This window comes from Acidobacteriota bacterium (assembly GCA_020845575.1).
Taxonomy (GTDB): Bacteria; Acidobacteriota; Vicinamibacteria; order Vicinamibacterales; family Vicinamibacteraceae; genus Luteitalea.
Genome location: JADLFL010000006.1, coordinates 1 through 13,437, shown reverse-complemented (window position 1 = coordinate 13,437; position 13,437 = coordinate 1). Strand labels below are relative to the sequence as shown.

The window sequence follows — 13,437 nt, the reverse complement described above, 5'->3', positions numbered from 1 at the left end:
AATGCCGAATGACGGATAGCGGACACTTTCGCTATTCGCCATTCGGCATTCGGCATTCGGCATTCGGCATTCGGCATTGGGCATTCTGTCTTCGTCATTCCCGTACAATGCCGGGATGCAGGCCTCCGGTTCACGCGCCGAGCGCATCGCCGATCACATCAAGGACGAAGTGAGCCAGTTGCTCGCGTTCGAAGTGAAGGATCCCGCCGTCGGACTCCTCACCGTGACGCACGTCAGGATGACGAGCGACATGGGGCTCGCGCACGTCTACTACACGCTCATCGGCGATGAAGCCGAACGCCGGCGCACGGCGCGCGCGCTGGAGCGGGCAACGGCGTTCGTGCGACGCCGCCTCGCCGAGAGCCTGAACATGCGGCGCGCGCCAGACGTGCGCTTCCACTACGACGAGAACGTCGAACGGCAGGAACGCGTCGAGACGCTGTTGCGGGAGATCGACGACGAGCGTGACGCGCGCGAGGCGAAGGGCGCCGGCGATGCGCCGGACACCGCGACGCCTGCCGTCGACGACCACGGAACGACACGAGATGACGACACTCGGTGAAGCGGCCACAGGCGTGCCACACGCGCTCGTCGATGCGCTGCGCGCGAGCGGTCCCGTGGTGCTGTGCGGCCACACGCGCCCGGACGGCGACTCGATCGGCAGCGTGATGGCGATGGCCGGCGCGTTGCGCCTGCTCGGCCGCGACGTCCGCACTGTCTGCAGCGACCCGCCGCCCGCATCGTTCCTCGCCTTTCACGGGCTCGATACGCTCGACATCACCACCGAGGTCGACGCGCGCGGCACCACGGTGATCGTGATGGAGTCGGGCTCGCTCGCACGCACGGGTGTCGCAGGCCTCGATCGCGCCGATGCCGTCATCAACATCGATCACCATCTGGGCAACTCGGGCTACGGCACCGTGACGTGGTTCGACGAGAGCGCCGCCGCGTGCGTCGAGATGGTGGCCGACGCGATCGACGCACTGGGCGTCGCGTGGACGCCCGACATCGCCACGTACCTCTACCTCGGACTGACGACGGACACGGGCAGCTTCAGGCATTCACACATCTCGGCGCGCAGCTTCGAGCTGGCACGGCGATGCGTGCTCGCCGGCGCCGACCCGGTGTGGATCGGCCGCGTGGCGTACGACAGCTTCAGCCTCGGCCGCGTGCGGCTCATCGGCGAGTTGCTGCACGGCATGCAACTCGAGGCCGCCGGCCAGCTCGCGGTGCTGACGCTCACACCTGATGTGCATGAACGCGCAGGCTCGGGACCAGACGAGAGCGAGGGGCTCATCAACTTGCCCTTCACCGCGCAGGACATCCGCGCCGTGTGCCTGTTCAGGACCGACGAAGGCGGCCAGACGCGCGTGAGTCTTCGCTCGAAAGGCACCATCGACGTGCGATCGGTGGCGCAGCGCTTCGGCGGAGGCGGACATTTCAACGCGAGCGGCTTCACGTCGGACGACAGCCTTGCCGCGGTCCGCGCCGCGGTGCTGCCACTGCTCGCCGACGCGCTCCGGTGACGCCCGCGCTCGACGGCATCCTCGTCATCGACAAGCCAGCCGGCATGACGTCGCACGACGTCGTCGCTGCCGTGCGGCGCCGGCTGCCGCGCGGGACGAAGGTGGGCCACACCGGGACGCTCGACCCGTTCGCGACGGGTGTCCTGCCGATCGTCATCGGTCGTGCGACACGGCTCGCGCAGTTCTTCACGTCCAGCCACAAGCGCTATACGGCCATCGTCGCGTTCGGCATGGCAACCGATACGGGAGACGGCACAGGCACGCCCGTCGAGACAGCGCACGATGCCGCCGCTGCGCTGTCGGCAGACGTCGTACGGCAGGCACTCCCCGCCTTCGAAGGACGTCAGCTCCAGACGCCGCCCGCGCATTCGGCGAAGAAGGTCGACGGCGAACGCGCATACGCGCTCGCGCGGCGCGGCGACGCCGTGTCACTGCCGGCAGTGGAGGTCACGGCCCATGCCGTCACGCTGGTTGCATGGGACGCGGAGGCGCACGAGGCCACGCTCGACGTCGACGTCTCCGCCGGCTACTACGTCCGCAGCCTCGCCCGCGACCTCGGCGTGGCGCTCGGCGTCCCCGCGCACCTGCGTGCCCTGCGCCGCACCGCGAGCGGCGAATGGACACTCGAGGATGCGTGCGAACTGCCCGTCGCTCTCGATGGCGGCGCACCGACAATCCTCGCGCACCGCCGCCCCCTGTCGTCAGTCCTCCACTCCTGGCCCAGCGTGGCGGTCGACGCCAGTCAGATCGAGGCCGTCGTCGCCGGCCGTGCGTTGCGTGTCCACGCCGAGCCTGAAGGTGGCCGGTGCCAGGTGCCCGATGCCCGGTGCCCGGCGGGATCCCGGCCCGACCGCATCCGGCTCGTCGACGCGAGTGGCGATCTCGTCGCGCTCGGGCGGCTCACGGACGGCGGGGGCATACACGCCGACATCGTCCTGCGAACGGCCTGACTCACGGCAGACTTGCCGTGATACAATAGGCATCATGCCGCACGATCCGTTCGTCGTTCGTGAAGGGTCGCCGCGGGACATCCTCCGTCTGGCGATGAGGGTGCTCAGTGACGGCCTGCCACTGAGAGTGCTCGACGACCTCGTCGAGGCGGGATTCACGTCCACGGAACTGGGGGATCTCGTGATCAATCCTCGCACGTTGCGTCATCGGCGGGCCCGTGGCGAGGCGCTGTCGCTCGAGGAGTCCGAGCGGGCCGTCAGGCTGGCACGCCTGCTGGGCGCCGCCGAGTCGCTGTTCGGCGACCGCCCCGCCGCGTGGCACTGGCTCCGCACCGTCAACGCGTCCCTCGAGGGTGCGCGCCCTGTCGATCTCCTCAAGACCGAAATCGGGGCCCGCGCCGTCGAGGACACGCTCGTACGCCTCGAACACGGCATCTTCGCGTGACGCTCTGGCGCATCTCGCGGCACGCGGATCTCTCCGGCATCGGCGGTGTGTACGCCGGCGGCCGGTGGCACACGCGGGGGCAGCGGGTCGTCTATCTGGCCGACCACCCCGCGTCGTGCCTGCTCGAGATGCTCGTCCAGGCCGGGCGCGTCGAGGATCTTCCGCCGTCATACCAGTGGCTCCGTGTGGACGGGCCCGACGATGTGGTGGCCGACGTCGGGAACCTGCCATCCGTCTGGCGCGAGGACGTGGCCGCCACGCGCGCGCGCGGCGACGCCTGGCTGGCATCGAAGGAATCGGCCCTGCTGCGCGTCCCGTCCGTGCTCGCCCCGGAAGCCTCGAACTACCTCCTCAACCCGACCCACCCCGACACCCCCCGCTTCGCCATCGAGCGCAGCGTCGACTTTCCCCTCGACGAGCGGTTCCAACGGTTCCCCCGGGAGAGCCGGCCCTACCGCCCGCGGGCGGCCACCCCCTCCGCTGCCACGCAGCGACGAGGGCAGGCAAGGGCCGTCCCTACGGCGTGATGTCCTGCGTCTCGTCCTCCTTCATCCATCCTGTCGTGCTACGATTACTGGTTCGCTGACGCTCATTGACGAGCGTCATCTCATCATCAACACGACGACGGAGCCGGTGCCCGAGGGTGGGGTCGACTGGGCCGTTCGCGGAGGCAGTACCCGTGGCATTGACGAAGGACCGCAAGACCAATCTCATCGAAGACTTCCGCCAGCACGAGTCGGACACAGGTTCTCCCGAAGTGCAGGTGGCCATCCTCAGCGAGCGCATCACCTATCTCACCGAGCACTTCAAGACGCACGCCAAGGATCACCACTCGCGCCGCGGTCTGCTGAAGCTGGTGGGACAGCGTCGCCGCCTGCTGGACTACGTCAAGGCCAAGAACACCGACCGATACGCGCAGCTCATCAAGCGCCTCGGCATCCGCAAGTAGCGGAGACAGAAAGGGACGGGAGCCTGCTTCCGTCCCTTTCGTGTCTGGCTCCGCTCACCGATCGCGCGACAGTGGCAGGCCCGGCGGACCGCCGCCGTGCGGCCCCACTCGCACCGATCGTTTCCACGCACCAGCACCCCGCCAGGGCAGACAGGTCCCCTGGCACTGACATGACAGGGAACCCCATGCACACACGCAGCCTCGAGCTCGGATCCCGAGCCCTCTCGTTCGAAACAGGCAAGCTCGCCAAGCAGGCCGATGGTTCGGTCCTCGTTCGAATGGGCGACACCATCGTCCTCGTCTCGGCCTGCCACTCCGCGCAGCCGCGGCAGGGCATCGACTTCCTGCCCCTCACGGTCGACTACCGCGAGTTCACGTACGCGTCGGGCCGCATCCCCGGGGGCTTCTTCAAGCGCGAAGGCAAGCCGACCGAGAAGGAAGTCCTCACGAGCCGCCTGATCGACAGGCCGATCCGTCCGCTCTTCCCGTCCGGATGGGCGTACGACACCCAGGTGATCGCGCTCGTCGTCTCGGCCGATACCGACTACGACTCCGACGTCCTCGCCGTCACCGGCGCGGGCGCCGCGCTCGCGCTCGCCGAGATCCCCTTCCAGAAGACGGTGGCCGGTGTGCGCGTGGGCTACGTCGATGGCGCGTACGTCATCAACCCGACGTTCGCGCAGCGCCGCGCCAGTTCGCTCGACCTCATCATCGCCGGCAGCGCCGACGCGATCATGATGGTCGAGGCCGGCTCGCAGGAAGTCTCCGAAGAGACGATGGTGGGTGCGCTGGACGCGGGCCACACGGCGATCAAGCAGATCGTCGCCACGATCGACGACCTCGCGAAGGCGGCGGGACGCAAGAAGCTCGTGCTTCCGTCCAAGGATGTCGATGCCGACTTCGCCCGCGAGATCGAAGCGCGTGCCTATGGTCCGCTCGCCGACGCGATGCGCATCAAGGACAAGCTCGAGAACTACAGCAGCGTGGACAAGGCACTCGAGGATCTCCTCGCCAGCATTCCCGAGGACGAGGCCGACCGCCGTGCCGACGCGAAGAAGGTGTTCAAGGGCCTGAAGGAGAAGGTCATGCGCGACGAGGCCCTCGAGCGCGGCAAGCGTCTCGACGGCCGGGCCTTCGACGAGATCCGTCCGATCTGGACCGAGGTGTCGGTGCTGCCGCGCGTCCACGGCTCGGCGGTCTTCACGCGCGGCGAGACGCAGGCGCTCGTCTCGACCACGCTCGGCACCGCCGACGACAAGCAGCGCATCGAGACCATCGAGGGCGAGTCGCACAAGCGGTTCATGCTGCACTACAACTTCCCGCCGTTCTCCGTTGGCGAGACGGGCCGCTTCACCGGTCCCGGCCGCCGCGAGATCGGCCACGGCGCGCTGGCCGAGCGCGCGCTCGCGCCCGTCGTGCCTGCCGAAGCGGACTTCCCCTACGTGGTCCGCGTGGTGTCGGACATCCTCGAGAGCAACGGCTCCTCGTCGATGGCCAGCGTGTGTGGCGGCGCCATGTCGATGATGGACGCCGGCGTGCCGCTGCGCGCACCGGTGGCGGGCGTGGCCATGGGTCTCATCATGGACGAGACCACGGGCAAGTACGCCGTGCTCACCGACATCGCGGGTGCCGAGGATCACTACGGCGACATGGACTTCAAGGTCGCCGGCACGCGTGAGGGCATCACCGCCCTCCAGATGGACATCAAGGTCGGCGGCATCACGATGGAGATCATGCGTCAGGCACTCGCGCAGGCGCGCGACGGCCGGCTGTTCATCCTCGACAAGATGGCCGAGACGATCGCCGCGCCGCGTCAGCAGACCTCGCAGTATGCGCCGCGCATCGTCAGCATCCGCATCCCCGTGGACAAGATCCGCGACGTGATCGGACCCGGCGGCAAGATGATCCGCAGCATCATCGATCGCACGGGCGTGAAGATCGACGTCGAAGACGATGGCCGCATCAACGTGGCGAGCAGCGACGAGTCGTCTGCCGCGCGCGCGCTCGCCATCATCCAGGAGCTCACGGCCACGCCCGAGGTCGGTAAGACCTACATGGGCACGGTGCAGCGCATCGCCGACTTCGGCGCGTTCATCGAGATCATGCCTGGCGTCGACGGCCTGCTGCACGTCTCGGAGATCGCTCTGCACCGCGTGAAGGACGTCCGCGACGAGCTCAAGGAAGGCGAGCAGCTCCTCGTGAAGGTCCTCACCGTCGATCCGTCTGGCAAGATTCGCCTGAGCCGCAAGGCGCTGCTGCAGGAAGAAGAAGCCAAGTCGTAATGGGCCTGGCTTCCACCGTCGCCCTCCGGGCGACGGTGGACAGGTCGTCCGGCCGACCGTAACAGCAAGGGGCGTGCTCACGGGCACGCCCTTTTTCGCTTTCAGGCGGGACTCGCGCTCGGCCGCGGTTTCGTGTATCTGTTGAGCTTCATGGCCGACACGCCGTCGCTTCCCACGCTGCAGGTCGTGCACACGGTCGGGTCCTCCGTTGGCGAGGACAGGCTCGGAAGGCCGGTCCTCCCGTCCGCGCGCGACCGCGCGGAGCACGATGCGGGTGTCCCGCGACAGATAGGGCGGTACACGATCACCGGCGTGCTCGGCACGGGCGGCATGGGCGTGGTCTATCGTGCCGAGCAGCAGGAACCACTGCGGCGCGATGTCGCGCTGAAGCTCGTGCGGAGGGGCCTCGACACCGACCGCCTCATCGCCAGGTTCGATGCCGAGCGCGCCACGCTCGCGCGCATGAACCATCCCGGCATCGCGCGCGTCTTCGACGCAGGCGCGACAGACGATGGCCGGCCGTACGTCGTGATGGAGTTGGTGGCGGGCTCGCCCATCACGGACTACTGCGACGAACACCGCGTGCCCGTTCGCGATCGCCTCTCGCTCTTCGTCGCCACGTGTCGTGCCGTCCAGCACGCGCACCAGAAGGGGATCATCCATCGCGACCTGAAGCCGTCGAACATCCTCGTCGCCGAGGTCGATGGCACGCTCGCACCCACGGTGATCGACTTCGGCGTGGCCAAGGTGATCACCGATGAGGGACCCGAGCGCCTGCTCCTCACGCGCGAAGGTGGTGCTGTGGGCACGCCCGACTACATGAGCCCCGAGCAGGCGGGCGTCGTGGACGGCGACATCGATACGCGAACCGACGTCTATGCGCTCGGCGTCGTGCTCTACGAGCTTCTCGCCGGACGCCGGCCGCACCGCTTCACGACGGGCACCCGCGAGGAGTTCCAGCGTGTGCTGCGCGACGGCGGGACGGCCCGTCCGAGCGCCATAGACAGATCGACCCGCACGATGATCGACGGGGCCGGTCCCGACGCAGCGTCATGGACCGACGTCGCGCAGGCACGCTTCACCACGCCCGATCGCCTGCGCCGCATGCTGGCTGGCGATCTCGACACGATCGTGCTCAAGGCCATGGCGTTCGCGCCCGCGCGCCGATACGCATCGGTCGACCACCTCGCCGACGATGTGGAACGGTACCTGCGGGGGCAGGTCGTCCTGGCGCGGCCCGATTCGTGGTCGTACCGGGCGCGCAAGTTCGTGGCGCGCCACCGGTACGGCGTCGCCGCCGCCGGTCTCGCCGCCACTGCGCTCGTCGCCATCTCCGTCGTCACCAGCGTGCAGGCCGGGCGTGTGGCCCGCGAGCGGGATCGCGCGGAAGCCGCGCTGGCGCGCGCAAGCGCGGTCAACGCGTTCCTGGTGAACATGTTCGGACAAGCCGACCCACGGTCGGCGCTCGGGGTACCGCTCACGTCCGATCAGATGCTCGAACGCGCCGCGACGCGGCTCGACACCGATCTGACGGACCAGCCTGACGTGCGGGCGGAACTGCTGCAGGCGCTTGCCGATGTCTACAAGCAGCTCGGACGCTACCCGCAGTCCGAAGCACTGGCGGCGAGGGCCGTCGACCTCAGGCGCGACGGACCGCCGCTCGTGCTGGCCGAGAGTCTCGACGCGCTTGGAGACGTCCGTCGGTACGCGGGCCGTCTCGACGCGGCGATCCCGCCGCTCGAAGAAGCCCTGGCGATACGTGAGCGAGAGCTTCCGTATCTGCATCGCGACATCGCCGAGACGCTGAACAACATGGGCCTGGTGCGGCACGCACAGGCGCGCTTCGCCGACGCCGAGGCGCTCCAGCGGCAGGCCGTGGCGATCTGGGAGGCCGTCGGCGCCCGTTCGGAACGCGAGGATCTCGTGGCGCTCGGCCTGACGAATCTGGCGCGCAGCGTCAGGGCGCAGGGGCGCTTCGAGGAGGCAACCGGACAACTGGAACGCGCGCTCGCGCTGCGACGCGCGCACCTGCCGCCCAACAGTCCGAGCATCGGCAACACACTGTTCCACCTCGGCGTGACGCACCTGGAGGCCGGGCATCCTGATTCGGCGCTCCCGCTGTTCGAGCAGGCAACGGCCATCCACGCGTCGGCGCTCGGGTCGTCGCACTCCCGGGCGCTCGAGACGCGGGCGCGGCTGGCGCGCACGCTCGCTCGACTTGGCAGGTACGACGAGGCCTCGCGCGAGGCACGCGTCATCCTCGATCACGCGGGGGCATCGCCGAGTGGTGGCATCGCCGCAACGGCCGTCGCCGAGCTGGTGCTCGCTGATGCAGCCGTGGCAACGGGCCGTGCACGCAAGGCGCGCGATCTCCTGGCGAGCGCCCGCGAGCGGTACGCTCGTACCACCCCGCCCGCCGATCTCGCGCGGGAGTTCGCGCGGCTGACGTCACGCCTGGAGTCGTTGCCATGATGGAATCACGATCGACGCGACGGGCGTGGCTTGGCGCGGTCGCCGCCGTGGTGGTGACGGGCTCACAGCCGCCGGAGCGGGATCCCGCCGGACGGCGCACGTTCGCGGTCACCGCACGCAAGTACGTGTTCGAACCCGAGGTGATCGACGTACGGCGTTACGACATCGTGCGCCTGACCATCACGTCGGCGGACATCACGCACAGCTTCACCGTCGACGCGTATCGCATCCAGAAGCGGATCCCCGCCGGCGAGAGCGTGACGTTCGAATTCCGCGCCGACGAAGTGGGCCGCTTCCCGTTCTACTGCAGCATGCGCACCGACAGCGGCTGCGCCGACATGCGCGGCGAGCTCATCGTCCGCTGACATGGGTGCGACGGGCCGGGCCCCTACAGTTCCGACGTCGCGGTGGTGAGGTATTGCTCCCAATCGACGCGCGTGACGTCGTGACCGCCCGAACGGATGTGATACCGCACGCGACGGCCGACCGCCGGCCCTTCATCGGGCATGCGCGTGGCGCCGAGGCCCGGGACACCGAGCAGCGTCCACACCTGGTCGGCGGCCTGCGTGGCGAGGAACTCGCCGCGCGGATCGGCCCATCGATCCTCCGTCGCACTGCCGACGTGCAGCGCGCGCGGCGCGACGAGCGCCAGCAACTGATGCTGATCGACGGGCAACTCCGGCACGCGGTCGGCAAACGTCGTCAGCGTCGGACAGAACCAGTGCGGGAAGCTGCTGGTGATGCGCGCGATCGTCTCGCCGTACATGCGACGGCTGATCGCCGCACCACCCTCGCCCGAGTCGTTGGACACGACCATCGCGAACGCCTCGTCCTGCGCGCCCGCCCAGAGCGCCGCCTTCCCCAGCCGGCTGTGTCCGATGACCGCCGCGCGCGCCGCATCGAGACCGGCGATCTGCGCAGCTGCCAGACGCATCTGCGACAGCCCCCACGCCCACATGCCGATCGCGCCCCATCGCTCCGCAGCCGGAATGTCCTGCTGCAGTGCCGTCGCCAGCCGTGAGACGCCGTCGTGCACCACCGACGGATCGTCGGGCGCAAGGTCACCGTAGTACGCCGTCATCACCGCGCAGTCGCGCTCGATGATCAGGTCCACGGGCCACCGCGATCGCGTGGTGCCCCGCGACTGCTCCGTCGCCCTGTTGGCGACGATCCCGTTCTGCGCGTTCGGCCGCATCCAGCGCGTGGACAACCTGATGGCCGGATCGGGATCCACGGCATGGTTGCCGGCGAAGTTCAGGCCGATGAACACCGGCACGGGACGTTCGTGTCGCGGTCTGTACACGAGCAGGTCGACCGACGCGCGAGCACCCCACTCGAGTCTGATCTGCTGGCGCCACGCACGACCATCGAGTACCGCGACAGGCGTGTCGATCGGCGTCATGGTGAACACCGGCATGCCCACAGGCGTCCGGCCGTACACGCAGCGGCTGAAATCGTCGAGAATCTCCGCGCGACGCGCGCGCCACTCGTCGCGCGTCCGTACGGGACGCCCGTCGCGCATCGTCAGGATCGGCGGCAACGTGTAGGCGGGGACTTTCGCCTCGTCGTAGTTGGCGTCGGCGGGCTGTGCGTGCAGCCGCGCCCCGATCAGGCCGGACAGGATGGACGCGGTGAACGCACGGCGGGTCGGCATGACAGTCATCCCTGCGTGACGCGCGCCGCACCGGCGGCACGCCTGGCCGCAGCGATGCGCGCGGCAATCGGAGGATGCGTCAGGAAGAAGGCACGCGTCAACGGCGAGTCGTCGTCGCTCGACAGGTTCCGCTCGCCGAGGCGGGCCAGGACGCGCTCGAGCACGTCGGGGCGTCCCGTCAGCTTCAACGCGAACGCGTCGGCCTCCACTTCGTGGGCACGCGACTGCGCCAGCAGCCACGGACGCGCCGCAACCCAGACCGCGCCCGCGCCGATCAGCATCCAGGGCACCGACGCGGGATCGGTGAGGCCCTGCGTGCCGCCGAACCAGCGTGCCGGGCCCGCGGCGCACGCCTGCGCACCGAGTGCCGCTGCGAGCAGCGTCGCGGCCCGCGCGCGCGCGCGTTGCCACGTGTGCCCGTGCGCGTGATGACCGAGTTCGTGCGCCACGACGGCGTCCATCTCCTCGGGTGGACAGCCGGTGACGAGCGTGTCGGAGATGAGCAGGCGGCGTGGGCCGATCACGCCCATCAGCGCCGCGTTCGCCTGATCGCCATGCGGCCCGAACACCCACTCGTGCAGACCGGCCAGACGCAGATTGGCGCGCGAGGCCATCGCGTGCAGCCGCCCCGTCACCGCCTCGTCGCGAAGCGGACGTACGCGCGGCGACAGCAGCATCACCCACGGCGCGAGCAGTGCCACGAGCAAGACGAGCGTCAGCAGGACCAGCGCCAGGCCGATGCCGGCCAGCCACGGCGCCACGGCCGCCAGACGCGCGAACACGCACCAGGCGAGGCTGCCCGCGAGCACGAGCAGCAGCCCGCGGCGCACGCGATCGCCGACGTGCGCGGACGTCGAGACAGCCGGCATCCTGTAGCGGCGCGCAAGCACGTTGCCGCGCTGCAAGGCCGCGGGCGCGGCAGCGAGCAGACTCACCGCGATGCACGTCACCAACACGACGGCCGCGGCAAGAGTCTCCACGATCAGCGTGGTGAGCGGCGACGCCGGACGCAGCGCCGCCAGTACCCACTCGTGCAGCCAGGCGGGGAGCGGCGTCAACGCGAGACACACGAGGGCCACCCCGGCGCCGATGGCTTCGATGAGGCGCAGGCGGCGCTCGGCCCGGCGATAGCGAGTGCCCTTGTCTTCGTTCACGTCAGTTGTTCTGACGAACGGGCCTCAGCCCGTTCGTCAGCATCAGTGCGTCAGGTCCAGCCGCAGCACCTTCGAGACGCCGGGCTCTTCCATCGTCACGCCGTACAGGCGATCGGCGATCTCCATCGTCTTGCGGTGGTGCGTGATGAGCACGAACTGGGTGTGATCCTGCATGCTGCGCAGCATCTCCACGAAGCGGCCGATGTTGGCATCGTCCAGCGGTGCGTCGATCTCGTCGAGCAGGCAGAACGGGCTCGGGCGGTACTTGAAGATTCCGAACATCAGCGCCATCGCCGTGAGCGCCTTCTCGCCGCCAGACAACAACTGGACGTTCTGCAGACGCTTGCCCGGCGGCTGCGCGACGATGTCGATGCCGCTCTCGAGGACATCCTCCTGGTCGAGCAGGACGAGGCCTGCCCTGCCACCACCGAACAGCGTGACGAACATCTGCTCGAAGTTCGCGTTCACCGCCACGAACGCTTCGGCGAAGCGTTCGCGCGTGGTCTTGTCGATGCGCGCGATGGCCTCGCCCGTCGACGCGATCGCGTCGATGAGGTCCTTGCGCTGGCCCGTGAGGAACGTGTGGCGCTGCTCGAGTTCGTCGAACTGCTCGATGGCCATCATGTTCACCGCGCCGAGCGACGCGATACGCGCCTTCAGTCGCGCGATCGCCTGCTCCGCGCTGAGCACCGGCGGCGGCGCGTCGACGGCCAGCGCCGCAACGGCGTCGGCTGTCGCACCCGCCTCGGCCCCATCCTCGTCGGCGCCGGCGCGCTCGGCAGCTGCCACTGACGCCGCGCTGGGCAGCGCCTGCTCGTTGGCCAGCATCTCGGCGACCGCCGCCGCCACTTCCTCGAGACTCTGATCGAGCGCCTCGCGGCACGACTCGGCAAGGTGACCGAGGTCGGACTCCGCCGTGGCGCGCGCCACTTCGAGCGATGTGGCGAGCGTCCTGATGTCGTCGAGTCCGCGACGCGCGTCACGTGCCTCCGTCTCGTGCTCGCCGAACGAGCCCTGCACTTCGACGACGCGCTCGTCGGCCTCGATGACCAGGCGCTTCAGATCGTCGAGCGCGGCGAGGTCATCGTCGATGGCGGCACGCAGGGCGGTGATCGATCCATCGAGATTCGTGCGCCGGGCCACCGACGCGTCGGCTTCCTGCTGGCGCAACGTGATCCGCTGACGCAGGTCGGCCGAGGCGTCCTCGAGCCGGCGCACGTCCTGGCCCAGCGCCGAGGCACGTTCGACGAGCGCGGCATGCGTGGCCCGCGCCTCAGCCGCGCGACGGCCAACGGACGCCTGCCGTTCACGACCATCGAGCAGGCGCCGCTGTGCGTCGGCGAGTTCGTCCGACAGCGTCTGCTGTTCGACTTCGAGGTCCTCGATCGAGCGGCGGGCTTCGGCCTCGCGCGCGTCGAGCCGGGTCCGCTCTTCCTGCGCCCGGCGCCGCTCGTTGTCGATGAGCTCCATGCGGCGCGACACGCGGTCGCGTTCGTCCGACGCTCGATTGACCTGCAATTCGAAGCCGACGATCGCCTTCTCGTGCGTGACCTGATCGGCGGTCAGTGCCGCGATCTCGGTGGTGACGCGCGCGATGGACGCGTCGGCCGCGGACAGATCGGCGCCGTGGCGCTCGATCTCCTGCTGTGCCTGCCGGATCTGCTCGCGCAGGCTCTTGATCTCGCCCTTGGTGTGCAGGATCTGGCGCGCCTCGGCCTTGCCGCCGCCCGAGACGAGCCTGCCGCCGCGGAAGACGTCGCCCTGCGGCGTGACGACGGGCCCCGACACGCGGCGTGCGGCCGCGCGTGCCTGCTCCTGCGTCTCGGCAAGCCAGGCATCGCGCAAGACAGCGCGCACGCGTTCGGCGGCCGCGCCGTTGACGCGCACGATGTCGCTGAGCGGACGCACGCCGGCGACGGGCGGCGCCACGACGTCGTCTGGCACGAGGTCGTCGGCCACCAGGAAGCCCACGCGGCCCGCGTCGCGATCGCGCACGAAGGCAAGG

Annotated in this window: 12 protein-coding genes; 9 read left to right on the top strand and 3 right to left on the bottom strand. The window is 69.5% G+C overall.

The window, feature by feature from the left end; translation table 11 throughout:
• Positions 1-115: 115 nt before the first annotated feature.
• The 9 genes from rbfA (at position 116) to IT182_01300 (ending at position 8,989) form a co-directional block, all read left to right on the top strand.
• Complete coding sequence (gene rbfA / locus IT182_01340) at positions 116-562, top strand: 30S ribosome-binding factor RbfA (GenBank protein MCC6161973.1); 447 nt, start codon at positions 116-118, stop codon at positions 560-562.
• Positions 546-1,526, top strand: coding sequence for a bifunctional oligoribonuclease/PAP phosphatase NrnA (locus IT182_01335; protein MCC6161972.1), 981 nt, complete (start codon positions 546-548; stop codon positions 1,524-1,526). Before rbfA ends, IT182_01335 begins: the two co-directional genes overlap by 17 nt.
• Positions 1,523-2,476, top strand: coding sequence for a tRNA pseudouridine(55) synthase TruB (gene truB, locus IT182_01330; GenBank protein ID MCC6161971.1), 954 nt, complete (start codon positions 1,523-1,525; stop codon positions 2,474-2,476). The genes IT182_01335 and truB overlap by 4 nt, the downstream gene beginning before the upstream one ends.
• Before the next feature lie 34 nt (positions 2,477-2,510).
• Positions 2,511-2,921 carry a DUF2384 domain-containing protein gene (locus tag IT182_01325; GenBank protein MCC6161970.1) on the top strand — a complete coding sequence of 137 codons (411 nt, stop codon included), beginning with the start codon at positions 2,511-2,513 and terminating at the stop codon, positions 2,919-2,921.
• Positions 2,918-3,448, top strand: coding sequence for an RES family NAD+ phosphorylase (locus tag IT182_01320; GenBank protein ID MCC6161969.1), 531 nt, complete (start codon positions 2,918-2,920; stop codon positions 3,446-3,448). The genes IT182_01325 and IT182_01320 overlap by 4 nt, the downstream gene beginning before the upstream one ends.
• A gap of 152 nt (positions 3,449-3,600) precedes the next feature.
• Positions 3,601-3,870 carry a 30S ribosomal protein S15 gene (gene rpsO / locus IT182_01315; GenBank protein MCC6161968.1) on the top strand — a complete coding sequence of 90 codons (270 nt, stop codon included), beginning with the start codon at positions 3,601-3,603 and terminating at the stop codon, positions 3,868-3,870.
• A gap of 185 nt (positions 3,871-4,055) precedes the next feature.
• Positions 4,056-6,152 carry a polyribonucleotide nucleotidyltransferase gene (gene pnp, locus IT182_01310; protein ID MCC6161967.1) on the top strand — a complete coding sequence of 699 codons (2,097 nt, stop codon included), beginning with the start codon at positions 4,056-4,058 and terminating at the stop codon, positions 6,150-6,152.
• A 150-nt stretch (positions 6,153-6,302) separates the two neighbouring features.
• Positions 6,303-8,624, top strand: coding sequence for a tetratricopeptide repeat protein (locus IT182_01305; GenBank protein ID MCC6161966.1), 2,322 nt, complete (start codon positions 6,303-6,305; stop codon positions 8,622-8,624).
• Positions 8,621-8,989: a cupredoxin domain-containing protein gene (locus tag IT182_01300; protein ID MCC6161965.1), complete on the top strand. Its 369-nt coding sequence runs from the start codon at positions 8,621-8,623 to the stop codon at positions 8,987-8,989. The genes IT182_01305 and IT182_01300 overlap by 4 nt, the downstream gene beginning before the upstream one ends.
• 23 nt (positions 8,990-9,012) lie before the next feature.
• Here IT182_01300 and IT182_01295 read toward each other — a convergent pair whose 3' ends face one another.
• From IT182_01295 to IT182_01285, 3 genes are all read right to left on the bottom strand, one after another.
• Complete coding sequence (locus tag IT182_01295; GenBank protein MCC6161964.1) at positions 9,013-10,278, bottom strand: acetylxylan esterase; 1,266 nt, start codon at positions 10,276-10,278, stop codon at positions 9,013-9,015.
• Positions 10,279-10,283: 5 nt separating this feature from the next.
• Entirely contained in the window at positions 10,284-11,432 is a 1,149-nt protein-coding gene (locus IT182_01290; protein ID MCC6161963.1) for a M48 family metalloprotease, read from the bottom strand.
• Between the two features lie 42 nt (positions 11,433-11,474).
• On the bottom strand, positions 11,475-13,437 hold a 1,963-nt coding region (locus IT182_01285), incomplete at its 5' end, for a hypothetical protein (protein ID MCC6161962.1).

What these genes read in the sequence shown, in the direction of transcription:
- pnp (MCC6161967.1), top strand. Translation starts at nt 4,056, where the DNA reads ATGCACACACGCAGCCTCGAGCTCGGATCCCGAGCCCTCTCGTTCGAA.
- rbfA (MCC6161973.1), top strand. Translation starts at nt 116, where the DNA reads ATGCAGGCCTCCGGTTCACGCGCCGAGCGCATCGCCGATCACATCAAG.
- IT182_01300 (MCC6161965.1), top strand. Translation starts at nt 8,621, where the DNA reads ATGATGGAATCACGATCGACGCGACGGGCGTGGCTTGGCGCGGTCGCC.
- IT182_01335 (MCC6161972.1), top strand. Translation starts at nt 546, where the DNA reads ATGACGACACTCGGTGAAGCGGCCACAGGCGTGCCACACGCGCTCGTC.
- IT182_01325 (MCC6161970.1), top strand. Translation starts at nt 2,511, where the DNA reads ATGCCGCACGATCCGTTCGTCGTTCGTGAAGGGTCGCCGCGGGACATC.
- IT182_01305 (MCC6161966.1), top strand. Translation starts at nt 6,303, where the DNA reads ATGGCCGACACGCCGTCGCTTCCCACGCTGCAGGTCGTGCACACGGTC.
- IT182_01295 (MCC6161964.1), bottom strand. Translation starts at nt 10,278, where the DNA reads ATGCCGACCCGCCGTGCGTTCACCGCGTCCATCCTGTCCGGCCTGATC.